The sequence below is a fragment of the Cellulomonas aerilata genome, from assembly GCF_007991755.1.
In the GTDB taxonomy this organism is placed as follows: domain Bacteria; phylum Actinomycetota; class Actinomycetes; order Actinomycetales; family Cellulomonadaceae; genus Pengzhenrongella; species Pengzhenrongella aerilata.
Window position 1 is genome coordinate 144,917 of sequence record NZ_BJYY01000001.1, and the last position, 20,097, is coordinate 165,013.

20 protein-coding genes are annotated in these 20,097 nt (G+C 76.3%); 10 read left to right on the top strand and 10 right to left on the bottom strand.

Going from position 1 to position 20,097, the window contains the following annotated elements; genetic code table 11:
* Positions 1 to 26 precede the first annotated feature (26 nt).
* Genes CAE01nite_RS00605 through CAE01nite_RS00615 form a run of 3 tightly spaced genes read right to left on the bottom strand, consistent with a single transcriptional unit; the run spans position 27 to position 2,291 of the window.
* Positions 27 to 425 carry a VOC family protein gene (locus tag CAE01nite_RS00605; RefSeq protein WP_146898500.1) on the bottom strand — a complete coding sequence of 133 codons (399 nt, stop codon included), beginning with the start codon at positions 423 to 425 and terminating at the stop codon, positions 27 to 29.
* Positions 415 to 1,167, bottom strand: coding sequence for a response regulator (locus tag CAE01nite_RS00610; protein WP_146898502.1), 753 nt, complete (start codon positions 1,165 to 1,167; stop codon positions 415 to 417). The genes CAE01nite_RS00605 and CAE01nite_RS00610 overlap by 11 nt, the downstream gene beginning before the upstream one ends.
* The gene (locus tag CAE01nite_RS00615) at positions 1,164 to 2,291 is read right to left on the bottom strand and encodes a sensor histidine kinase (protein WP_186816354.1); all 1,128 of its coding nucleotides are present in this window, start codon (positions 2,289 to 2,291) and stop codon (positions 1,164 to 1,166) included. The genes CAE01nite_RS00610 and CAE01nite_RS00615 overlap by 4 nt, the downstream gene beginning before the upstream one ends.
* A 128-nt stretch (positions 2,292 to 2,419) precedes the next feature.
* On the opposite strand from CAE01nite_RS00615, the gene CAE01nite_RS00620 reads away from it, so the two are divergent.
* The 3 genes from CAE01nite_RS00620 to CAE01nite_RS00630 all read left to right on the top strand — a co-directional run bounded on the left by CAE01nite_RS00620 (position 2,420) and on the right by CAE01nite_RS00630 (position 5,014).
* Positions 2,420 to 3,139, top strand: coding sequence for an ABC transporter ATP-binding protein (locus CAE01nite_RS00620; RefSeq protein WP_146898505.1), 720 nt, complete (start codon positions 2,420 to 2,422; stop codon positions 3,137 to 3,139).
* Positions 3,136 to 4,086 carry an ABC transporter permease gene (locus CAE01nite_RS00625; protein WP_146898507.1) on the top strand — a complete coding sequence of 317 codons (951 nt, stop codon included), beginning with the start codon at positions 3,136 to 3,138 and terminating at the stop codon, positions 4,084 to 4,086. The genes CAE01nite_RS00620 and CAE01nite_RS00625 overlap by 4 nt, the downstream gene beginning before the upstream one ends.
* Before the next feature lie 172 nt (positions 4,087 to 4,258).
* Complete coding sequence (locus CAE01nite_RS00630) at positions 4,259 to 5,014, top strand: ZIP family metal transporter (protein WP_146898509.1); 756 nt, start codon at positions 4,259 to 4,261, stop codon at positions 5,012 to 5,014.
* Positions 5,015 to 5,119: 105 nt separating this feature from the next.
* Here CAE01nite_RS00630 and CAE01nite_RS00635 read toward each other — a convergent pair whose 3' ends face one another.
* Entirely contained in the window at positions 5,120 to 5,560 is a 441-nt protein-coding gene (locus tag CAE01nite_RS00635; protein WP_146898511.1) for a hypothetical protein, read from the bottom strand.
* Positions 5,561 to 5,746: 186 nt separating this feature from the next.
* On the opposite strand from CAE01nite_RS00635, the gene CAE01nite_RS00640 reads away from it, so the two are divergent.
* Positions 5,747 to 6,268 (top strand): hypothetical protein, encoded by a 522-nt coding sequence (locus tag CAE01nite_RS00640; protein WP_246130915.1) that lies wholly within the window; start codon positions 5,747 to 5,749, stop codon positions 6,266 to 6,268.
* Between the two features lie 218 nt (positions 6,269 to 6,486).
* Complete coding sequence (locus CAE01nite_RS00645; RefSeq protein ID WP_246130916.1) at positions 6,487 to 7,215, top strand: HNH endonuclease family protein; 729 nt, start codon at positions 6,487 to 6,489, stop codon at positions 7,213 to 7,215.
* A 53-nt stretch (positions 7,216 to 7,268) separates the two neighbouring features.
* Here the strand turns inward: CAE01nite_RS00645 and CAE01nite_RS00650 are convergent, their stop codons facing one another.
* Positions 7,269 to 7,961: an LmeA family phospholipid-binding protein gene (locus CAE01nite_RS00650; protein WP_146898513.1), complete on the bottom strand. Its 693-nt coding sequence runs from the start codon at positions 7,959 to 7,961 to the stop codon at positions 7,269 to 7,271.
* 106 nt (positions 7,962 to 8,067) lie between these two features.
* On the opposite strand from CAE01nite_RS00650, the gene CAE01nite_RS00655 reads away from it, so the two are divergent.
* From CAE01nite_RS00655 to CAE01nite_RS00670, 4 genes are all read left to right on the top strand, one after another.
* Entirely contained in the window at positions 8,068 to 8,379 is a 312-nt protein-coding gene (locus CAE01nite_RS00655; RefSeq protein WP_146898515.1) for a hypothetical protein, read from the top strand.
* A 187-nt stretch (positions 8,380 to 8,566) separates the two neighbouring features.
* Positions 8,567 to 9,877, top strand: coding sequence for a multidrug effflux MFS transporter (locus CAE01nite_RS00660; RefSeq protein ID WP_146898517.1), 1,311 nt, complete (start codon positions 8,567 to 8,569; stop codon positions 9,875 to 9,877).
* An 80-nt stretch (positions 9,878 to 9,957) separates the two neighbouring features.
* A complete protein-coding gene (locus tag CAE01nite_RS00665; RefSeq protein ID WP_222595781.1) occupies positions 9,958 to 10,731 on the top strand; it encodes a hypothetical protein in 774 nt (257 codons plus the stop codon).
* A 69-nt stretch (positions 10,732 to 10,800) separates the two neighbouring features.
* Complete coding sequence (locus CAE01nite_RS00670) at positions 10,801 to 11,814, top strand: TIGR03885 family FMN-dependent LLM class oxidoreductase (protein ID WP_146898518.1); 1,014 nt, start codon at positions 10,801 to 10,803, stop codon at positions 11,812 to 11,814.
* A gap of 6 nt (positions 11,815 to 11,820) precedes the next feature.
* Here the strand turns inward: CAE01nite_RS00670 and CAE01nite_RS00675 are convergent, their stop codons facing one another.
* The 5 genes from CAE01nite_RS00675 to CAE01nite_RS00695 all read right to left on the bottom strand — a co-directional run bounded on the left by CAE01nite_RS00675 (position 11,821) and on the right by CAE01nite_RS00695 (position 18,531).
* Positions 11,821 to 12,252 (bottom strand): hypothetical protein, encoded by a 432-nt coding sequence (locus CAE01nite_RS00675; protein WP_146898520.1) that lies wholly within the window; start codon positions 12,250 to 12,252, stop codon positions 11,821 to 11,823.
* An 82-nt stretch (positions 12,253 to 12,334) separates the two neighbouring features.
* Complete coding sequence (locus CAE01nite_RS00680; RefSeq protein ID WP_146898522.1) at positions 12,335 to 15,412, bottom strand: AAA family ATPase; 3,078 nt, start codon at positions 15,410 to 15,412, stop codon at positions 12,335 to 12,337.
* Positions 15,412 to 16,617, bottom strand: coding sequence for an exonuclease SbcCD subunit D (locus CAE01nite_RS00685; protein WP_146898524.1), 1,206 nt, complete (start codon positions 16,615 to 16,617; stop codon positions 15,412 to 15,414). The genes CAE01nite_RS00680 and CAE01nite_RS00685 overlap by 1 nt, the downstream gene beginning before the upstream one ends.
* Before the next feature lie 79 nt (positions 16,618 to 16,696).
* Positions 16,697 to 18,061, bottom strand: a complete 1,365-nt coding sequence (locus CAE01nite_RS00690; RefSeq protein WP_146898526.1) for an APC family permease — start codon at positions 18,059 to 18,061, stop codon at positions 16,697 to 16,699.
* Positions 18,062 to 18,186: 125 nt separating this feature from the next.
* The gene (locus CAE01nite_RS00695; protein WP_146898528.1) at positions 18,187 to 18,531 is read right to left on the bottom strand and encodes an STAS domain-containing protein; all 345 of its coding nucleotides are present in this window, start codon (positions 18,529 to 18,531) and stop codon (positions 18,187 to 18,189) included.
* Between the two features lie 103 nt (positions 18,532 to 18,634).
* Here CAE01nite_RS00695 and CAE01nite_RS00700 point away from each other — a divergent pair, with 103 nt between their 5' ends.
* The gene (locus CAE01nite_RS00700) at positions 18,635 to 20,083 is read left to right on the top strand and encodes an MFS transporter (protein WP_222595782.1); all 1,449 of its coding nucleotides are present in this window, start codon (positions 18,635 to 18,637) and stop codon (positions 20,081 to 20,083) included.
* Positions 20,084 to 20,097 lie beyond the last annotated feature (14 nt).

Sequence of the window (20,097 nt, forward strand, 5' to 3'; positions counted from 1 at the left end):
GCGGACCGCACCCGGCGAAGCGTCACTCAGCCCCCGGCACCGCCGACCGGCGGCTCGAACAGCCCGAACGGCGACCCCTGGTCGTCGCGGCACAGGACGAAGCGCCCGCGCACCGTCTCCATCGTCGCCGCGTCGGTCGCCGCGTCGGCGTCGGCAGCGCCCTCGTCGGCGAGGCTCTGCGTCGACCCGCCGAGCGCACGCACCTCGTCGACGGCCGCCCCGAGGTCGTCGACGCGGAAGAACACGGACGGCGCCGCCCGGGGGTCGCCGCCGTGGATCCCGCCGGTGAGCGTGCCCCTCTCCACCAGGAGTCCGCTCCCCGACGGTCCCGGCGTGGATCGCCACCCGAACGGCTCGCCGTAGAAGACGCGAGCCCGCTCGGCGTCGTCCACCCCGATCTCGACGAACGCCGGTTCACCCACCATGCCGACCACTCCCTCCGTGAGTCCTGCCCCGTCGTCCGCGCTGCTCCGCCGAGCCGTCCGAGGCGCCACCCGCCGGGCGGTCCACCGTGCCGCGCGGCGACTCGAGCAGACCAAGGTCGAGCGCCCGCAGGACCGCCCGGGTCCGGTCCCGCACCCCGAGCTTCAGCAGCACGCCGGTCACGTGGTTCTTCACCGTCCCCGGCGCCAGGTGCAGGGCGGACGCGATCTCGTTGTTGGAGTACCCCGCCGCCACGAGCCGCAGCACGTCCAGCTCGCGGCCGGTGAGCGGCTCCGGACGGTCGATGCCGGCCACCGGCGTCGGACGGCGCGCGGCGGCGCGGAGCAGCCGGTCGGTCAGCGCCGGCTGCAGCAGCGTCCCGCCGGTCGCCACGGTCCGGATCCCCCCGAGCAGCTGGTCGAGGGTCACGTCCTTCAGCAGGTAGCCCCGGGCCCCGGCCCGCAGGGCGGCCAGCACGAGCTCGTCGTCGTCGAACGTGGTCAGCACGAGCACGGGCACCGTGTCCCCGCGGTCCCGCATCGCCTCCAGGGCCGCGATCCCGTCCCGCCGCGGCATCCGCAGGTCGAGCAGCACGACGTCGACCCCGCCCCGCGCCACGATGTCCAGCGCGTCGTCGCCGTCGGCGCCCTCGGCCACCACCTCGACCTCCGCGCTGAGCCCGAGCAGGCTGCGGATGCCCTGGCGGACCAGGGTCTGGTCGTCGACGATCGCGACCCGGGTCATGACGCCGGCATCCGTGCCGTGACGCCGAACCCGCGGCCGCTGCCCGGGTCGAACGCGATCTGGCCGCCCCGGTCCTCCACCCGCTCCGACATGCCGGTGAGCCCGTTGCCGAGGGCGAGCCGCCGCGCGCCGCTGCCGTCGTCACGCGCCTCCAGGGTGACGCCGTCGTCGTCCGCGACCACCCGGATCGACAGGTGCCGCGCGCCGGCGTGCCGGACGGTGTTCGTCACCAGCTCCTGGACGCAGCGCACCAGGACGAGCGCCTGCGTCGGGTCGACCGGCACGCGCTCCTCCACGTGCAGGTGGACGTCCAGGCCGGCCACGTGGTCGACGGCGTCGCGCAGCGCGGCCTCCAGCCCGTGCACCTCCTGGCGCAGGTCGCTCACGGTCGCGCGCACGTCGCGCAGCAGGTCCTTGGCGATGCCCCGGGCGCGCACGACGTGCTCGCCCGCCTCCCCGCCGGCCTGGTGGGACGCGACCTCGAGCTCCAGCGCGAGCGCGGTGAGCTGGTGCCCGACGACGTCGTGCAGGTCCCGGGAGATCCGCAGCCGCTCGGCGTCCCGGGTGGACGTCGCCAGCAGCGTGGACGCCGCCCGCAGGTCCGCGTGCGCCGCCGCGAGCGCGGCGCGGTTCTCGGCCTCGCGACGGGCGGACAGCACCACGAGCGCGGCGAAGGCCTGGAAGGACGCGTAGACGACCGTCGACAGGACGACGTCCGTGGTGGCCCGGCCCGTCAGCGCCGTCCCCACGGCGACCGCCAGGGTCTGCACCCCCACCACCACCGCGGTCACCCCGCGGGACAGCTCGAAGGCCGCCGCCGCGGCGCTGACCACGAACAGCACCGCGGTGAACCCGGACTGCGGCGCGACGAACCACGCGACCAGGGCCGTGACCACCTCCAGGCCGACGACGACGCCCGGCCGCAGCCATCCCGGGCGTCGCCCGACGAGGTCCAGGTCGGCGACGAACGCGAGGAGGAACACGCCGTAGGCCGTCCACCACAGCAGCATCAGGCGAGGGCTCACGGTGGCGGACCACGGCGCGGACAGGGCGGCGAGGCCGACCACGAGCGTCGCGGCGAGGCCGGTGCCCGCCGCCAGTCGGTCGTCCGTGCGCGTCTGCACGGTCCCGATGCTACGAGCGGCCCCGGCCGCCGGACCCGTGCCAGAGGTCATGGCTCGGATCGGTGACCTCCGGCACAGGTGCCGGGGCAGGCCGGTCCCTAGCGTCGGACCGACGAAGGGAGCCACCGATGACCGTCATCGAGATGTCCGGTGTCACCAAGGAGTACGGACCGGTCCACGCGCTCGACGGCGTGGACCTGCGGGTCGAGCGAGGGGAGATCGTCGCCCTGCTCGGACCCAACGGCGCCGGCAAGACCACCACGTTCGAGCTCCTGCTCGCCCTGGCCCGGCCCACGCGGGGCCGCGTCGAGGTCCTGGGCGGCCCGCCGTCCGCGGCACGAGGCCGGGTCGGTGCGATGCTGCAGTCCGCCGGCCTGCCCGAGCAGGTGACCGTCCGCGAGCTCGTCCGGCTGATCGGGCGGTCGTACCCCCGCGCGGTCCCGGTCGACGAGGTCCTCGAGCGGGTGCACCTGGACGGGCGTGCCGGCCGCAGCGTCACCACCCTGTCCGGCGGCGAGCGTCAGCGGCTGCTGCTCGCCCTCGCGCTCATCGGCGAGCCCGAGCTGCTGCTGCTCGACGAACCGACGGCGGCCATGGACGTCGTCTCCCGGCGCTCGTTCTGGGCGCAGGCGCGCACCGCCGTCGGGCACGGCGCCACCGTCCTGTTCGCCACGCACGACATGACCGAGGCCGAGACGGTCGCCGACCGCATCCTCGTCATCGCCCGCGGGCGGCTGCTCGCCGACGGCACCCCCACCGAGCTCGTCGGCGACGACGACCTCGAGGAGGTCTTCCTCGCCCTGACCGAGGAGCTCTCCACCGCACACCCCGAAGGAGCAGTCCGATGAGCACCCACGCGATCGAGCCGGGCCGTCGGCCCACCACCGACGCCACCCGGGCACCTGCCCCGTCCGGCCGCACCCCCGCGCCCGCGAGCCCCGCCACAGGACCGGCCGCCGCGCCGGCCGCCGAGCCGGTCCCCGAGGTCCGCGCCCGACCCACCGGCGGCCGTGCCGGGCTCCTCGGCCTGCAGGTCGCGACCGAGGTGCGGTCCAGCCTGCGCAGCCCGGAGTTCGCGGTCGGGGCGGTGATCATCCCGGTGATCCTTTACGCGATGTTCGGGCTGACGAACGCCTCGAGCCTCCTTCCCGGCGGGACGCGGATCGGCCTGGCGATGCTCGTGTCGCTGTCCTGCTACGGCGTCGTCACCCTCGCGATCGTCGTGTTCGGCGAGGACGTCGCCAAGGACCGGGGTCGCGGATGGCTGCGGACCCTGCGCGCCACCCCGTTCCCGACCGGCGTGTACCTCGCGGGCAAGCTCGGGGCGGCCCTCGTCCATGCCGCGCTCATCGCCGTCGTGATGGCCGTCCTCGCCGGCACCGCCGGCGGTGTGGACCTGCGTCCGGGTCAGTGGGCCGTGTACGGCGCGCTCATGCTGGCCGGCGTCGTGGTCTTCAGCCCGCTCGGGTTCGCCATCGCCTACCTCGCCAAGCCCAGGACGGCGGCCGTGGTCGCCAACGTGATCTTCCTGCCGCTGGCGTTCGCGTCCGGGTTCTTCGCCCCGCTGTCCGAGCTGCCGGACGTCATGGGCGACATCGCGCGCTACCTGCCGACGTTCCACTTCGGCCAGATCGCGTACGGCGCCCTCCTCCCCGCCGACGACGTCGTCGCCTTCACCGGGGCGGCGACGCAGCCCCTGGGTGCGCACCTCGGGTGGGTCCTCGGGTCCGCCGCCGTCCTGGCCGCGGCCGCGCTGCTGGCGGCCCGCCGTGAGGCGGTCACCCGGCGAGGGTGACCGGGGGCGGCGTGTCGACGGGGGTGCCGGTCGGATCGGACCGGCACCCCTCGTCGCGTGCCCGCGCGGACCTGTCCGTGCCCGCGGCCGTCACGCCGGCCGGGCCGAGCTGGCCGGGCCCAGCTGACTGGGCCGAGTTGCCGGGGCGCCGGGCCGCGCCGACGATCACGCGGTGACGGGATGGGTCGAGGCGGCTGCGTGGGGACTGCTGGGCGGGGCGGCGCTGGTGATCGGCGCAGCGGTGGCCTGGTACGTCCGGGTGCCCCGGCAGGTCATCGCCGGCGTCATGGCGTTCGGCTCGGGGGTGCTGATCTCGGCGCTGTCGTTCGACCTCGCGCAGGAGGCGGTGGAGACCGGTGGGCTCGGCCCGACCGTCGCGGGCTTCCTCAGCGGGGCGGGCGCGTACGTGCTGGCGAACGCCGCGCTGGCGCGCCGCGGCGCCCGGCACCGCAAGCGGTCGGGGGACCTGCAGGTCGGCGAGGACCAGCAGGCCGGCAGCGGGTCGGCGATCGCGGTCGGGGCCTTGCTGGACGGGATCCCGGAGTCGGTCGTCCTGGGGGTGAGCCTGCTCGGCGGCGGCGGGGTGAGCACCGCCGTGGTCGCCGCCGTGTTCATCTCGAACGTGCCGGAGGGGCTGTCCAGCGCGGCCGGCATGCGTCGCGCGGGACGCAGCGCTCGCTACGTGTTCGGGGTGTGGTCGGGCATCGCCGCGGCCAGCGCGGTCGCGGCCGCGGTGGGGTACGCGGCGCTGGGATCGGCGAGCCCCGGGACGGTCGCGGTCATCACCGCGGTCGCCGCCGGTGCCATCCTCACGATGGTCGCCGACACGATGATCCCCGAGGCGTTCGAGCGCACCCACCTGCTCACCGGGTTCATCACGACGCTGGGGTTCCTCACCGCGTTCAGCATCAGCCGGGCCGGCGGCTGAGGTCGCCGGTCCGCCGGGCGGCTGCTCCGGTCCGGTGCCGGCCAGGTGGCGATCAGCTGCCGGCCCGGTGGCGATCCGCGCCGGTCCGGTGCCGGCCAGGTGCCGTCAGACGGGCTGCACCCACAGGTAGACGGTGAGCCCGTCCTTCGCCGCGGCGGTCACCAGCTCGACGAGGTCGGCGACGATCGGCTGGGTGACCTCCGGGGTGGCTCCCATCTCCTCCGAGCGGGCCCACTCGGCCGCGACGTCCGCGAGCGCCTCCGGGTCCTCGGCCCGGCCCAGCTCGGTGAGCACCTCGCACAGGAACGGCGGCAGCTCGAACAGGGACTCGTGGTCGAGGTCCACCTCCTCCAGCTCCAGGTCCCCGGTGCCGAAGCGCAGCACGCGGGCCGCGATCTCCCCGAGCGCCTCGAGCTCCATCGTCGTGACGTCGCTCAGCTCGAGGTGCCGGACGTCGTCCGGCGCGTCCTCCCCGGCGTCGAGCGCCTCGGAGCGCGCCAGCGCACCCCGGTGCCTGGTGGCGAACACTTCGGACAGGACAGCCATGAGGGCTCCCGGGTGGACGGTTCTGCAGAGCCGATCGGCCACGCGGGCGGCAGCCTAACGCCCCTCCCCCGAGGTGACCCGGGTGGCCCGGCGACGCCCCCGGCACCCACGCGGCCCCACCCACACGCCCGTCCATTGTCGGGGCGCGCTGATGCGAGCGGCGCCACGGGGTCCCACGATGGCGCCATGACGCACCCCGACACGGTCTCCTCCGAGCTGCCCGCCGACGTGCTGGCCGGCGCCCCGGCCCTGCCCAGCGACCCCGACCGGCCCGACCCCGCGCACCAGCCGCCGGAGGAGGTCGACGAGGCGACCGTCCGCGCCGTCGGCAAGGTCACCGCGGCCCTGGAGGTGGCCGAGCACGCCCGCGGCAACCTGTACGCGTTCCACCGGCTGATCGGCCGCGCCGACAACGAGCTGCAGGAGGCCCTGGACGAGCTGGAGGAGGCCGGCCACGGTGACCTGGCCGACGCCGTGCGCGCCGAGGTGGTCGGCCGCAACGTCCTGGAGGGCCGCTGGAGCTTCCAGGTCGTGGAGGACTTCGACGACAACTACTGGTCCCGGTTCCGGGAGGCGGAGCGCACGGTGCGCGACCGGCTGGTGGGTGGGCGCCGGCACGTCTACGAGTCGTCCATGAAGGAGCGCAACCGCACGCACGGCCGCCGGGGTCACGAGGCCCGGCCGGGTGAGATGACGCCGGACGCCTGAACCGGGCGGGCCGTCGCCCGGCACGACGGACGGCCGGCCCGACCGCGGCGCGACGGGCACACCGGACCGCCGGCCGACCCCCGGCCGACCGCCGTGCGACGGGCACACCGGACCGCCGGCCGACCCCCGGCCGACCCCCAACCCGGCCGGCGTCGTCGTGACCATCACCACGGCCGCGCCGGCGCGGACGTGTGGGTGACCGGTGGCACCCTCGTCCCGTGCCGTCGCTCACCTCCCGCCGCGTGCGGCGCCGCACCGTCTCGCTGGTCGTCTACCTCGTGTCGGCGGTGGCGGTGGTGGTGGGCGCCGGCCTCGCCCTGCCCGAGCTCACGTCGCCGGACGGCCCGCGCTACCCGGTGACCACCGAGGAGCTGGCCACGGGGCGCGCCGCGCTCGACTCCCTCGAGGTGAAGGGACGGGCGCCGCGCACCGGCTACGACCGCGACCTGTTCGGGGCGGCCTGGGCGGACGTGGACCGCAACGGCTGCGACACCCGCAACGACGTCCTGGCCCGGGACCTGACCGGGGAGACCTTCAAGCCCGGGACGCGCGACTGCGTGGTGCTGGCCGGCACGCTCCAGGACCCGTACGGCGGCGGGGTCGAGCGCTTCGTCCGCGGGCCCTCCACCAGCGCGGACGTGCAGATCGACCACGTCGTCGCGCTCTCCGACGCATGGCAGAAGGGCGCCCAGGGCTGGGACGACGCGACCCGCACCGCCTTCGCGAACGACCCGCTCAACCTGCTCGCCGTCGACGGACCGATCAACCAGGCCAAGGGCGCCTCGGACGCCGCCACCTGGCTGCCCCCGCACCGGCCGTACCGCTGCCGCTACGTCCTGCGCCAGGCCCAGGTGAAGGCGACCTACCGGCTGTGGGTCACGGCGGCGGAGCGGGACGCCATGGCGCGCGAGATGGACCGCTGCGAGGTCACGCCGCCGGGGCCCTGAGAGCGCCCGGGCGCAGGCCGTCCGGGCAGGGACGGCGCGCCCGGCTGAGCGGCCTAGCCGGCCATCGGCAGGACGACGTCCGTCCCGCTCGCGGTGACGCGCAGCCCGCCGTCCTGCACGACGACGTCGGTCAGCGCCAGCCCGTCCGGCAGCCCGTCCACCGGGACGGCGAGGTCCCGCAGCCGCGACGCGGCGGCGCGCGGGAGGTCCTCGACGTCGATCACCGCTCCGGCGAGCGTCACGCTCACCACGTCCACGGCGATCGAGTCGCCCTGCGCGGTCGGGACCAGCTCGGCCGTCACGTCGGCACGCAGCACCTGCAGCGTCGCGGTGAGCCGGCCGCCGTCCACGGCGAGGTCGACGTCGGCGTCGGTGCGCTCGGCCACCAGCGCCTCCAGGGCGCCCGTGGTCAGCGTGCCGCGGACCTCGGCGCTGCCGGCCCGGTACGGCGCGGAGGTGCTCACGCCGTGCGCGCGCAGGTCGACGTCCCGCAGGTCCACGCCGGAGAGCGAGGCGGTGGCCAGGTCGACCGAGACGTCGTCGAGCGAGCCCGCCGCCAGCTGGGTGAGGAACGGGAAGCCGGCGATGTCGACCCCGGGACGACCGGTGACACCGTCGACCCCCTCACCGATCCGGTCGGCGAACTGCTCCTCGGCGCGCCCCAGGGCCCAGCGGTCCCCGACGCACGCCCCGCCGACCAGCGACGCGAGCGCCACCGTGACCGCGACGACCGTCCGTGCCCCCATCGGGCGGACTCTACCCAGCGCTCCCGGATCGTTGCCGGGCGGGCGTGGCGGCCCGCGCGAGCCCGGCTTAGCCTGGAGCCGTCCACGCCGACGAGGGCGGTACGCGATGCGGTGGCTCCTGCTCCGGCTGCGGCGTCGACCGCCGCCTCCGGACCCGTTCGAGGTCCTGCGCGTCCAGATGCGGCTGGCGGTCCTCGCCGACGAGGTGCGCGCGCTCGAGCGCAGCGACGACGTCTACGCCCGCATGCACCACCTGCGCGCGACCGAGGCCGCCTACGACGCGATGCTGATCCGTGCGTGCCACCTCGCCGGGGTGCCGACCAGCCACGGGCCCGACGAGCGCACCACCGTGCCGCAGAGCCAGGAGGAGCGGTTCCGGGCCGAGGTGGAGCTCGCGGCGCGCGGCTGGTCGTGGTGACCGGCCGCCCCGGTCCGCGCCGCTGACCTCCGCCGGTCCGGTGACGGCGACCGTGCGGGTGACGTCGGCCACGCCCCCGGCCCGTGCCCCCCACCGGTCGAGCCCGTGCACGGCCGGGTGCCGTCCACCATGTGGACGAGGCGGGGCCGAGGGAAGAAGGCGGGAGCGCCGGGCGGTTGCCGCCGACATGCCTCAGATCCCCGCGCGCACGCGGATCAGCGCGGGACTCATCCTGCTGCTGTCCGCGCTCACGGCCATCGGCCCGCTGACCTTCGACACCTACCTGGCCGCGTTCCCGCAGATCGCGCAGGACCTGTCCGCCTCGCGCGCCACGGTGCAGCTGACGCTGACGGCGTCGCTCGCCGGGCTGGCGCTCGGCCAGGTGCTGATCGGGTCGCTGTCCGACACGTTCGGCCGGCGCCGGCCGCTGCTGGGCGGGCTGAGCCTGTACGTCCTCGTCTCGGCCGCGCTGATCTTCGTCGACTCGATCGCGCTGTTCACCGCCCTGCGGTTCGTCCAGGGGTTCAGCGCCGCGGCCGGCATGGTCCTGTCGATGGCGATCCTGCGGGACAGCTACGAGGGCCTCGCGGTCTCCAAGGCCATGGCACGCCTCATGCTCGTCGTCGGCGTCGCGCCCGTGCTCGCCCCGACGCTCGGGGCGCAGCTGCTGCGGTTCGGGTCGTGGCGGATGATCTTCGGCTTCCTCACCGTGGCCGGGGTCCTGCTGCTCGCCCTCGCCGCCCGGCGCCTGCAGGAGACGCTGCCCGTCGAGCGCCGTCGCACCGGAGGTACCGTCGCGGCCCTGCGCACCTACCGCGACCTGCTGCTCGACCGCGGCTTCCTCGGCCTGGCGCTGCTGTCGGCGTTCTACATGGGTGCGCTGTTCACCTACGTGTCCGGCTCGACGTTCGTCTTCCAGGACGGGTTCGGCCTCGACCCGCAGCAGTTCGGCTACGTCTTCGCCAGCGGCGCGGTGGCCATCACCATCGCCAGCCAGGTGTACGGCGCGCTGGTCGACCGCTTCCGGCCGGAGCAGATCCTCACGGTCGCCGTGATCGCGGGCCTCGTGCTCTCCGCGACGCTGGTCGCGGTCGCAGCCAGCGGAGCCGGGCTGGTCCCGGTCCTGGTCCTGCTGGTGCTCACCCTGAGCACCGCCGGTCTGGTGATGCCGTCGGCGCCGGCGATCGCGCTGGACCAGAACCCGCACCGGGCGGGCAGCGCCGCGGCGCTGCTCGGCGCCCTGCAGTTCGGCATGGGCGCCGCGATCGCGCCGGTGACCGGGCTCGTGGGCGGGTCCCCCGCGACGGCGATGGCCCTCGTCATGGCCCTGCTCATCCTCGTCAGCGCCCTGCTGCTCCTCGCCGTGTCCCGCGGGTGGCGCCGGACGCGCCGGGCGACGGCGGCGCTCTCCGTCCCGGGCGCCGTGGCGCCCGAGCCGGTGGGGTCGGGGACCGAGGCGTCCGTCGTGACGGCGCCGGAGGCGCAGCCGGTCCGCTGACGGCACCGGCGCGGCGTGCGTGACCGGGCTTCCGGCGCCCGCGAGGCGGCGGCAGGATCGGGGTCGTGCCGGACCGCCCCGTGAGCCCGACCGTCGCCGCACCCACCGCGGCGACCCACCCCCCGGCGTCCCCCGACGCCCGCAGGGCCGGCGTCCTGCTCGGCGCGGTGCGGGACAACGCGCGGTGGTGCGCGCTCGTCTCGGCGAGCCACGGGATCGCCGGCCGGGCGGACGCCGACGCGTGGACCGCCCGGCGCCGGACGCCGCCCGGCTACCCCGACGCGGTGACGCTCCGGCCGCGGCTCGCCCCCGGGTCCGTGCTCTCCCGCATCGACACGGAGGCACCGGGGTGCTCGGTGAAGGACAGCTTCGCCGACCTCGACCTGGCGCCGTCCGGCTTCCGGGAGCTGTTCGCCGCGACCTGGATCGGGCACCCGGGCACGTCCCACCGCGCCCCGGCTCCCGGGCGCCTGCGGTGGGCGCGGGTGACGGACGCCGCGACGCTGTCGGCCTGGCAGGACGCCCGGGGCGACACCGCGCACCCCCTGCTCCCGGCGCTGCTCGCCGAGCCCGAGGTCACCGTGCTCGCGGCGCGCGACGGCACCGGTGACGGCGGCGACGTCGTCGCCGGGGCGATCCTCACCACGGGCGTCCCCGGCGTCGTCGGCGTCTCCAACGTCTTCACGGCCGGCGCGACGGCCGGCGAGGCGTGGGCGGGTCCGCTCGGATGGGCCGCGGACCGTCACGCCGGTCGCCCGCTCGTGGGCTACGAGCGTGGCGACGACCTGGCTGCCGCCCTGGCCGGCGGGTTCGCGGCCCTCGGACCCCTGCGGGTCTGGATGGCCACCGCCTGACCCGGGCCCGACCGTCGCCACCGACCCGGCGTCGCGCGGCCCCGCGCGGGGCACGGTAGACACGTCGGCATGACGCAGATCGGCTGGCACGCCTCGCACGAGCAGATCCACCCGGCCGAGCTCCTGCGCTCCGCGCGGCTGGCGCAGGACGCCGGCTTCGACGCCGCCATGTGCTCCGACCACTTCATGCCGTGGAGCGAGCGCCAGGGCCACTCCGGGTTCGCGTGGTCGTGGCTGGGTGCCGCCCTGGCGACGACCGACCTGACCTACGGCACGGTGAGCGCACCCGGTCAGCGCTACCACCCGGCCGTCCTGGCCCAGGCCAGCGCGACCCTGGCGGCGATGTACCCCGGGCGGCTGTGGGTGGCACTGGGCTCGGGGGAGAACGCCAACGAGCACATCACCGGCGACCGCTGGCCGTCCAAGGCCGAGCGGGACGCCCGGCTGCGCGAGTGCGTCGACGTCATCCGCGCCCTCCACCGGGGTGAGGAGGTCACCCACCGGGGACACGTCGTCGTCGACCGCGCCCGGCTGTGGTCGCTGCCGGACGAGCCCCCGCTGCTGATCGGACCCGCGGTCACCGCCCCGACCGCGCGCGCGCACGCCGACTGGGCCGACGGGCTCGTCACCACGAACCAGCCGCTGGAGACGGTGCGCGAGCTGGTCGACGCCTACCGGGGCGCCGGCGGACGGGGCGAGGTGGCGGTCCAGGCGCACCTGTCCTGGGCGCCGACAGAGGACGAGGCCTTCGCGCTCGCGCACGACCAGTGGCGCACCAACGTCTACCCGCCGCCGGTCTGCTGGGACCTGGAGACGCCCGGGCACTTCGACGTCGTCGGGGAGGGCGTCACCGAGGAGATGGTGCGGGGCGTGGTGATGGTGTCCCACGACCTCGGCCGCCACGCGCAGTACCTGGCGGAGCTCGTCGACGTCGGCGTCGACCGGGTGTACCTGCACCACGTCGGCCAACGGCAGGAGGCCTTCCTCGACGCCTTCGGTCAGCACGTGCTGCCGCAGCTGCGCCCCGGCCGTGCGGTCGGTGCGGCACGGGTGGACGAGGCGGGCGTCACCGCCACGGCCTAGCGCCCGTCAGGCGTCGATCGTCACCGGCAGGAACCGGTACGGCCCGGGGCACTCGGGCCACCCGGAGCCGCCGTCGTCCGCCCGCCCGACCTCCGCGACGCGGTCGACCACGACGACGCCGGCGGCCGTGGCCCGGACGGTGACGTGCGTGACGGCCCCGGGCTCGACCGCCTGGAGGTACTCCCGGGTCTGCGGGACCGCCCAGCCGCCGCCCGCGTCGGCGAGGGCGACCGGCCGGCAGGGCGCCCCGAGGCACGCGGCGACCGAGTCGACCCCGAGTGCCGGGTCGAACCTCAGCTCGATGGGCGCGACGTCGGCGAAGCCCACAGCGGAGCACGCCCGCAGGGGACCCCCGCCGGGCACGACGGCCGCGGCGAGCAGGGCCACCCCACCCGCGGCGACACCGGCGGCGACCCTGCGGCGGCGGTTCCAGGACACGACGGCAGCCTAGGAGTGGCGGGCGGCGTCCTGACCGGTGAGGCAGGACACCGGTCCCGACGGCACCCGGGCGGGTGACCCGTCAGCCCGCGCGCACGGTCAGCGTGCTGGACCCGTCCGGCAGCCGGCGGACCTCGATCCGCTCCGCGATCGACTGCTTGAGCGCCTCCACGTGCGACACCACCCCGACCACCCGCCCCCCGGCACGCAGCTTGCCGAGCTCGGTCAGGACGGCCTCCAGCGTCTCCGGGTCCAGCGTGCCGAACCCCTCGTCGACGAAGAGCGTCCCCACGTCGATCCCGCCGGCCTCGGCCGTGACCACGTCGGCCATCCCGAGCGCGAGGCACAGCGACACGTAGAACGTCTCCCCGCCGGACAGCGTCCGAGGGTCGCGCTCGGCCTCGATCCGGTGGTCGAGGACCTTCATGGCCAGACCACGCTTGCGGGAGGACACGTCCTCCCGCTCCTCGCTGCGGACGAGCTCGAACCGCCCGTCGGACATGCCGGCCAGCCGGTCGTTGGCCGCCGCCACCACGTCCTCGAACCGCCGCGCCAGGACGTACGTCGCCAGCGTCAGCCGCAGCGCGTTGTCGCCGCCGGACGCGGACGCCAGGTCGGCGATGCGCGTGACCGGAGCGGCGGCGTCGCGCGCCGCGGTGAACGTCCCGAGCGCCCGGGTGACCTCCTGGAGCCCGTCCGTCGCGGCGGAGGCGCAGCGGGCCGAGAGCGTCGCCTGACGCGACGCGGCGGCTGCGAGGCCCTCCGCCTGCTCGCAGGCGGCCTGAGCGGCGGCCACGTCGACGACCACGTCGTCGGGGAGGGCAGCGACGGCCGGCTCGGCCAACCCCGCCTCGACCCGGGCGACCGCCGCCTCGAACGCACCGAGGGACCGCTCCAGCGCCCCGAGCTCCGCCGCACCGAGCAGCGCGGCGCGGGCGGCACCGGCGTCGGCGAACCCGTGCTCGGCCAGGCCGCGGTGCAGCTCGCCGAGTCGCGTGCGCAGGTCGTCCTCGGCCGCCGCGGCGGACGTCAGCGCCCGGGCGAGCGCCGTGACGGACGTCGCGTGCGCCTCGATCTCGGCGAGCCGCGCGGCGACGGTGGGCGCCCCGACCCGTGCCGCGTCGACCTCCTTGTCGTCCGCCTCGAGCGCGGTCACCGAGGCCTCGATGGTCGCCTGACCGCGGGCCACCGCGACGTCGAGGCCTCGGGCCCGGTCCAGCAGCACGTCGCTCTCGGCGTCGTGGACCTGCAGCCGCTGCCGCGTCGCGAGCAGCTCGCGCTGCGCCGCCTCGGCGAGCGTCACGCGCGCCTCGATCTCGGCGACGAGCGCCTCCAGCTCGGGGCGGGACCCACCGGCGAGCACACGCTGGGCCGCGGCCCGCTCGACGAGCACGGCGACGGCGGCGCCCGCCTCGGCCGACCACGTCTCGGCCCGCGCCCTCGCCGCCTCCGCGGCGGCCACCTGCTCGTCGTCGGGGTGGTCCTCGGCGAGGGCGGCCGGGTCGGGGTGCTCCGGCGACCCGCACACCGGGCACGCGTCGCCGGGGACGAGCCCCAGGGCCAGCTCCCCCGCCATCCCGGCCAGGCGCCGACCGCGCAGGTCGGCCTCCGTCCGGACCGCGTGCCGGGCGGCCTCCAGGGCGTCCAGCGCCCGGGACCGGGCGGCGTCCAGCTGCTCGTCCAGCGTCTCGGCCCGCCGGGCGGCGTCGTGACGCTCCTGCGCGGCGGCGAGCGCGGTGCGACCGCTCGCGAGCTCGGCGCCGGGGTCGCCGAGGAGGTCCATGAGGTCGACGAGCTCGGCTCGCAGCACCGGGCGCGCGGCGAGCTCGGCGGTCAGCGCCGCGCGCTCGGCCATCGCGGCACCCATGGCGGCCTCCTGCGTGGCCAGCTCCGTGCGACGCCGGGGCAGCGTGCGCTCGACCTGCGCGACGGCCCTCAGCCGTCCCGCCTCGACGGCCAGCGACTCCCGGAGCCGGCCGAGCGCGTCCCCGTCGAGGCCGGCGAGGTCCGGCTCCTCGCCGCGCAGCCGCTCGACCGCCCGGCGGGCCTCGTCCGCCGAGCGCTGGGCGGTGTCCGCGCCGGTCAGGACGGACGCCAGGACCGCGGCGCGGCGCGCGAGGTCCCGGCGGGCGACTCCCTCGGCGTGCACGTCGGCGGCCGACCGCAGCTGCTGCTGCTCGGCCCGCAGCGCGTCCCGGCGACGGACCGTGCCGGCCAGCGCGCGGGCGTCGTCCAGCTCGGCCCGGGCGTCGGCGAGGACCGCCCGGGCGGCGCCGTCCCGCTCGGCGTCCGCCTCGGCCTCGTGGGTGAGCGCGACGACGTGGGCCGTCGCCGCGGGGAGCAGGTCGGGGTCCGCCGCCTCGCCCAGGGAGCGCAGCTCGGAGGCCGTCGCCAGCGGCGCCGGTGACGGCCCGCGCGGCCCGTCGTCCGGGTCCGCCGCGGCTCGCGCCCGACCCTCGGCGAACGCCGGCTCGTCGGTCACCGACGCCGCTCCGACGAAGTGCGCGGCGGCGACGGCCACCGCCGACCGGGCGGAGTCGACGGACGCCTGCGCCTCCCGCCGCATGGCGACCAGGCGCTCCTGCACGCGCTCGTACACCTCGGTCCCGAACACCTTCTGCAGCAGGCCGCGGCGCTGCTCGGGGTCGGCCCGCAGGAAGCTCGCGAACTCCCCCTGCGGCAGCACGATCGTCTGCACGAACTGGGCGCGGTCCAGCCCGATCGCCCGCTGGATCTCCGGTCCGGCCTCGTCCAGGCGGGTGGACAGCAGCTCGCCGCCGTCGACGTCGTCGGCGCTCGCCAGCCGCCACAGCTTGATGGTCGCGTTCTGCCGCGTCGTGCCGGTGCCGCGCTTCTTCGCGCGCTGCCGCTCCGGGGTCCGGCGGACCCGGTAGACGCCCGACCCGGTCTCGAACACGAGGTCGACGACCGTGTCGACGTCGTCGGGCGCGTAGCCGGACCGGAGCCGGTCGTCGCTCGTGGCCGCCGAGGCGACCTTGCCGTACAGGGCGAACACGACGGCGTCGATGATCGTGGACTTGCCCGCCCCCGTCGGACCCTCCAGCAGGTACAGCCCGGACGCGCCGAGCTCGGCGAAGTCGACGGTGTGGGTGCCGGCGAACGGCCCGAGGGCCTGCAGGGTCATGGTCCGCAGGTGCATCAGGCGCTCCGCTCCAGGCCCGCGACGTGCTCGAACGCGGCCCGCAGGACCGCCGCCTCGGCGTCGGACGGCCGCCCACCGGTCACGTGCTCGACGAACTCGGCTGCGACCTGGACGGGGTCGTGCGCGGCGGTCACGGCCACCGAGGACGACCGTGCGCCGACGGCCGGGGGCCGGTGCTGCACGACCAGGGCGTGCGGGAACCGTCGCCGGACCCGCGCGAACAGCTCCGCCGGCCGGGCGGCGTCGGTCACCACGACGCGGACCCAGTCGCCGGTGAACGGGTCACCGGCGGCGCCGAGCAGGTCCGCCATGGTCCCGGTCACGTCCGAGAGCCGGCGCGGCACCGGCGCGGGGACCAGCCGCACGTCACCCCGGACCCCGTCCCGGTCGAGCTCGAGCAGGACGGTGGACTTCGCGTGGTGCTGCTCGGAGAACGAGTACGCCAGCGGTGACCCGGAGTACCGCAGGACGACGCCGGGCGGCCCGGATACCCGCTGGGGACCGTGCAGGTGACCCAGGGCGACGTAGTCCACCCCGGCGAACACGTCGGCCGGGACGTGGTCGACCCCGCCGACGCGGATGTCGCGCTCGGACTCCGACGCCTGCCCGCCCAGCACGAACGCGTGCGCGAGCACCACCGCCCGGGGTCGCACGCCACCGCCGGCGCCGCCTGCCGTCCGGGTGGCGAGGTCGGCCCGCACCCGGTCCATCGCCGCGCGGGTCACGGACTCGTGCGACCGGGCCAGGGGCACGTCGCCGGACGCCAGGGCGTGCCGGCAGCCGTCCGGGTCGAGGTACGGCAGGCCGTACACCAGGACCGGCGCACCGTCGGACCGACCCGACCGGTCCCGCGGCCTCAGCTCGACGGGGGCGCCGACGTCGGCGACGCGGGTCCGCAGGTGCACGCCGTCGCGCATGAGGCCGGCGCCGAACCCGAGCCGCGCCGCGGAGTCGTGGTTGCCGGGGGTGAGCACGACCGCACAGCGCTCGGACAGCCGCGCCAGGGTCTCGGACAGCAGCGTGACCGCCTCGACGGGCGGGACCGCGCGGTCGTAGACGTCTCCCGCGACCAGGACGGCGTCGACCCCCTCCTCGCGCGCCACCTCCACGAGGTGGTCGAGGTAGGCGGCCTGGTGCTCGAGCAGGTCCACCCCGTGCAGGGTGCGCCCGAGGTGCCAGTCGGAGGTGTGCAGCAGCCGCATGCGGCGACGGTAACCGGGGGCACCGACACTCCCGCGGCGCCGTGCCGCGCCGCGGGAGGTGGGTGCCTCGACGGCCGGCTCAGCCGGTGTGCGCCGTCCCGGAGGACACCTCGGACGCCACCGACCCCTCGGTGGGCGCCGACACCCGCCGCGTCACGAGGTAGAGCACGACGCCGACCGCGAGCAGCGCCCCGGCGAGCAGCCAGTGGAACGCCTCCTGCTGCGTGAGGAGCACCAGGCAGGACACGATCGCCAGGACCGGCAGCGCGGTCCAGGCGCGGTAGTGCGAGTGGGCCACGCGGTCCTTGCGCAGGACCAGCACCGCGAGGTTGGTGCTGAGGAAGACGAACAGCAGCAGCAGGACGACCGTGGAGGCGAGGTCCTCCAGGGTCGCGGTCGTGGTGAGCACCATCGCGACGGCCGTGGTGGCGACGATCGCGACCCAGGGGGTCCGGCGCCCAGGCAGCACCCGGCCCAGCACGGAGGGCAGCAGGCCCTGCTCCGCCATGCCGAAGGCCAGGCGGCTGGACATGATCATCGTGAGCAGGGCGCCGTTGGCGACCGCGATGAGGGCGACCACCGCGAAGAGCCGCAGCGGCACCCCACCGGCGGCACGCACGACCTCCAGCAGCGGACCGGTCGAGCCGGACAGCTGGGCCGGGCTGACCGCGGTCGGCGCGACGACGGCGATGAGCAGGTAGACGACGCCGGCGACGAGCAGCGCACCGAACAGGGCGCGCGGGTACACGCGCCGCACGTCGCGGACCTCCTCGGCGATGTTCGCCGAGGTCTCGAAGCCGACGAACGAGTAGTACGCGATGAGGGAGCCGGCGAGCACCGCCGAGCCGAGGCCCACGCCGTCGGGCAGCTGCGTGAGGCGGCTCAGGTCGCCGTCGCCGCGGCCCAGGACCACGGCGCCCAGCACGACGACGAGCAGCAGGCCGGACACCTCGATGGCGGTCATGACGAGGTTGGCGCGCAGCGACTCCTTGATGCCGCGGGCGTTGAGGAGCGCCACGAGCAGCAGGAACACGATGGCGGCGGGGACGGCGGGGACGTCGAGGAACTCCCCGAGGTAGGCCCCGGCGAAGGCCAGCGACAGGCCGGCGGCGCTCGTCACGCCGGCGGCGAGCATGGAGAACCCGACGAGGAACGAGATCAGCGGCCTGCGGAAGGCGCGCTCGGCGAACACGGCCGAGCCGCCGGCGCGCGGGTACTTCGTGACGAGCTCGGCGTAGGACGCCGCCGTGAGCAGCGCCATCGCCAGCGCGACGAGCAGCGGGAGCCAGAACATGCCGCCGGCGGCGTCGCTCATCACGCCGACCAGCGCGTACACGCCGGCGCCGAGCACGTCACCGAGGATGAAGAGGAACAGCAGAGGTCCGGTCACGCTGCGGCGCAGACGCGTGGACTCCTCTGCCGGGGAGGGGGCGGTCGTGGTCATGCGGCGATCGTCCCGCGAGCCTCGCTCCGGCGCCCGCCGGGAGGTCCACGTCACACCGCCGGGACCGGGGGGGCGTCGCGACCGGGCGGCGCGCGGCGGGCCGCACCTCGCGAGCAAACGGTGCGTCAGACCCCCTGCGGGTCCTCCGGCCGGAACAGCTGGTCGAGCCCGACGAGTGCGAGCAGGTCCGTGACGGCGCCCGCGGGGTCGCGCAGCACCACCGGTCGTGCGGCGTCGGACGCGACGCCGTGGAGCTGCAGCAGGAACGCCATCCCGGAGGAGTCGATGAACGTGACCGCGGACGTGTCGATGACCAGCGGACCCTGACCGGCCAGGACGGCGACCATCGCGTCGCTGGCGGCGTGACGCAGGCCGGCGTCGATCTCGCCGCGCAGCGTCACCACCGTGAGGCCGTCCGCCCCCTGGACCGTGATGGCGTGGGGCTCCACTGCCTGGGTGGTCTCGTCCATGTCTCCTGTCGTCCCCTCCGCGTCGGCGCGGGATGGCAGCGGGTGGCGGCCATCGAGCAGGCTGCACGCTACGCACGCCCACCGACACCCGAGAGGCAGCGATGTGAAGAACCCCACACCGCGGGCCGACCCGGCCGGCATCCCGGCCGCCGAGGCCTCGCCGTTCGCCGCCCGCTACCGGACGGTCACCACCGGCATGGTGGCGCTGGTCGGGCTCGGCGCGTTCGAGGCGCTGGCGGTCACGACGGTGATGCCGACGGTCGTCGGGGCGCTCGGTGGGCTCGGTCTCTACGCCATGGCGTTCGCCGGACCGCTGGCCTCGAGCGTGGTCGGCATGGTCGCGGCCGGCGGGTGGACCGACCGGCGCGGGCCGACCGGCTCGCTCCACACCGGCGTCGCGCTCTTCGTCGCCGGCCTGCTCGTCGCCGGCACGGCCACGACCATGGGCGTCGTCGTGACGGGCCGGGTGGTGCAAGGCCTGGGGTCGGGCATGTTCGGGGTCGCCCTGTACGTCGTCGTCGCCCGCGTCTACCCCGACGCGCTGCAGCCCCGGGTGCTGTCCGCCTTCTCGGCGGCGTGGGTGCTGCCTGCCGTGGTCGGTCCGGCGATCGCCGGGACCATCGCCGAGCACCTGGGGTGGCGGTGGGTCTTCCTCGCCGTGCCGGTGCTCGCGGTCCCCGCCGTGCTGCTGCTGCGTCCGGCCCTGGCGTCGGCTGCAGTGAGGGGAGGGCCGCCGACGTCCGCCACCGCCGGTCCGACGGCGTCGCCGGACGACCCGGCACCGTCGGCGGCGGCCTCCCGTCGGCTGGCCGGGGCGGTGGGCGCCGCGACCGGGCTGCTCCTGCTGCAGGTGGGCGGCCGGGCGGACGGCGGACGGGCGGTCGTGCTCGTCGCCGTCGGCGTCGCTCTGCTGGGGACCGTGCGCGGTCTGGTGCCGCGCGGGACGCTGCGCGCGGCCGCCGGGCTGCCGGCGGTCCTGGTGGTGCGCGGCCTGCTCGCCGGCGCGTTCTTCGGTGCCGAGGTCTACCTGCCGCTGCTGCTGACCCGCGAGCGCGGGCTGAGCGCTGCGCAGGCGGGTCTGGCGCTGACCGCTGCGGCGCTGACCTGGTCGCTCGGCTCGTGGCTGCGCGGACGCTTCGAGGGCCGGTGGGCGGACCGCGTCGTGCTCGTCATCGGCGCCGGGGCGATCGCCGTCGGCATCGTGCTCGCCGCCCTGGGGCTGTGGCCATCGTTCCCCGTCGTGGCGACCGTCGCCGGGTGGGGCGCGGCCGGGCTCGGCATGGGCCTGACGTACCCGACACTCTCCCTGCTGGTGCTGCGCCTGTCGGCACCCACCGAGCAGGGCGAGAACACCGCCGCCCTGCAGCTGGTGGAGTCGCTGTCCATCGCGCTCGCCCTCGCGGTCAGCGGCCCGGTGTTCGCCCTGCTCGTGGCGGACCGGCCGACGACGGCGTTCGTCGCGTGCTTCGCGGGCGCCGGCCTGCTCGCGCTGCTCGGTGCGGCGGTCTGCGCGCGCGTCCCCCACCGCGTCGCCGCGTCGACCGCCGGCTGACCGACGTCCGTACG

Coding starts and splice junctions, on each gene's coding strand:
- CAE01nite_RS00640 (WP_246130915.1), top strand. CDS start 5,747: ATGACGCACCCCGACACGGTCTCCTCCGAGCTGCCCGCCGACGTGCTG.
- CAE01nite_RS00620 (WP_146898505.1), top strand. CDS start 2,420: ATGACCGTCATCGAGATGTCCGGTGTCACCAAGGAGTACGGACCGGTC.
- CAE01nite_RS00670 (WP_146898518.1), top strand. CDS start 10,801: ATGACGCAGATCGGCTGGCACGCCTCGCACGAGCAGATCCACCCGGCC.
- CAE01nite_RS00625 (WP_146898507.1), top strand. CDS start 3,136: ATGAGCACCCACGCGATCGAGCCGGGCCGTCGGCCCACCACCGACGCC.
- CAE01nite_RS00690 (WP_146898526.1), bottom strand. CDS start 18,061: ATGACCACGACCGCCCCCTCCCCGGCAGAGGAGTCCACGCGTCTGCGC.
- CAE01nite_RS00680 (WP_146898522.1), bottom strand. CDS start 15,412: ATGCACCTGCGGACCATGACCCTGCAGGCCCTCGGGCCGTTCGCCGGC.
- CAE01nite_RS00605 (WP_146898500.1), bottom strand. CDS start 425: ATGGTGGGTGAACCGGCGTTCGTCGAGATCGGGGTGGACGACGCCGAG.
- CAE01nite_RS00685 (WP_146898524.1), bottom strand. CDS start 16,617: ATGCGGCTGCTGCACACCTCCGACTGGCACCTCGGGCGCACCCTGCAC.
- CAE01nite_RS00695 (WP_146898528.1), bottom strand. CDS start 18,531: ATGGACGAGACCACCCAGGCAGTGGAGCCCCACGCCATCACGGTCCAG.
- CAE01nite_RS00635 (WP_146898511.1), bottom strand. CDS start 5,560: ATGGCTGTCCTGTCCGAAGTGTTCGCCACCAGGCACCGGGGTGCGCTG.
- CAE01nite_RS00650 (WP_146898513.1), bottom strand. CDS start 7,961: ATGGGGGCACGGACGGTCGTCGCGGTCACGGTGGCGCTCGCGTCGCTG.
- CAE01nite_RS00655 (WP_146898515.1), top strand. CDS start 8,068: ATGCGGTGGCTCCTGCTCCGGCTGCGGCGTCGACCGCCGCCTCCGGAC.
- CAE01nite_RS00660 (WP_146898517.1), top strand. CDS start 8,567: ATGCCTCAGATCCCCGCGCGCACGCGGATCAGCGCGGGACTCATCCTG.
- CAE01nite_RS00610 (WP_146898502.1), bottom strand. CDS start 1,167: ATGACCCGGGTCGCGATCGTCGACGACCAGACCCTGGTCCGCCAGGGC.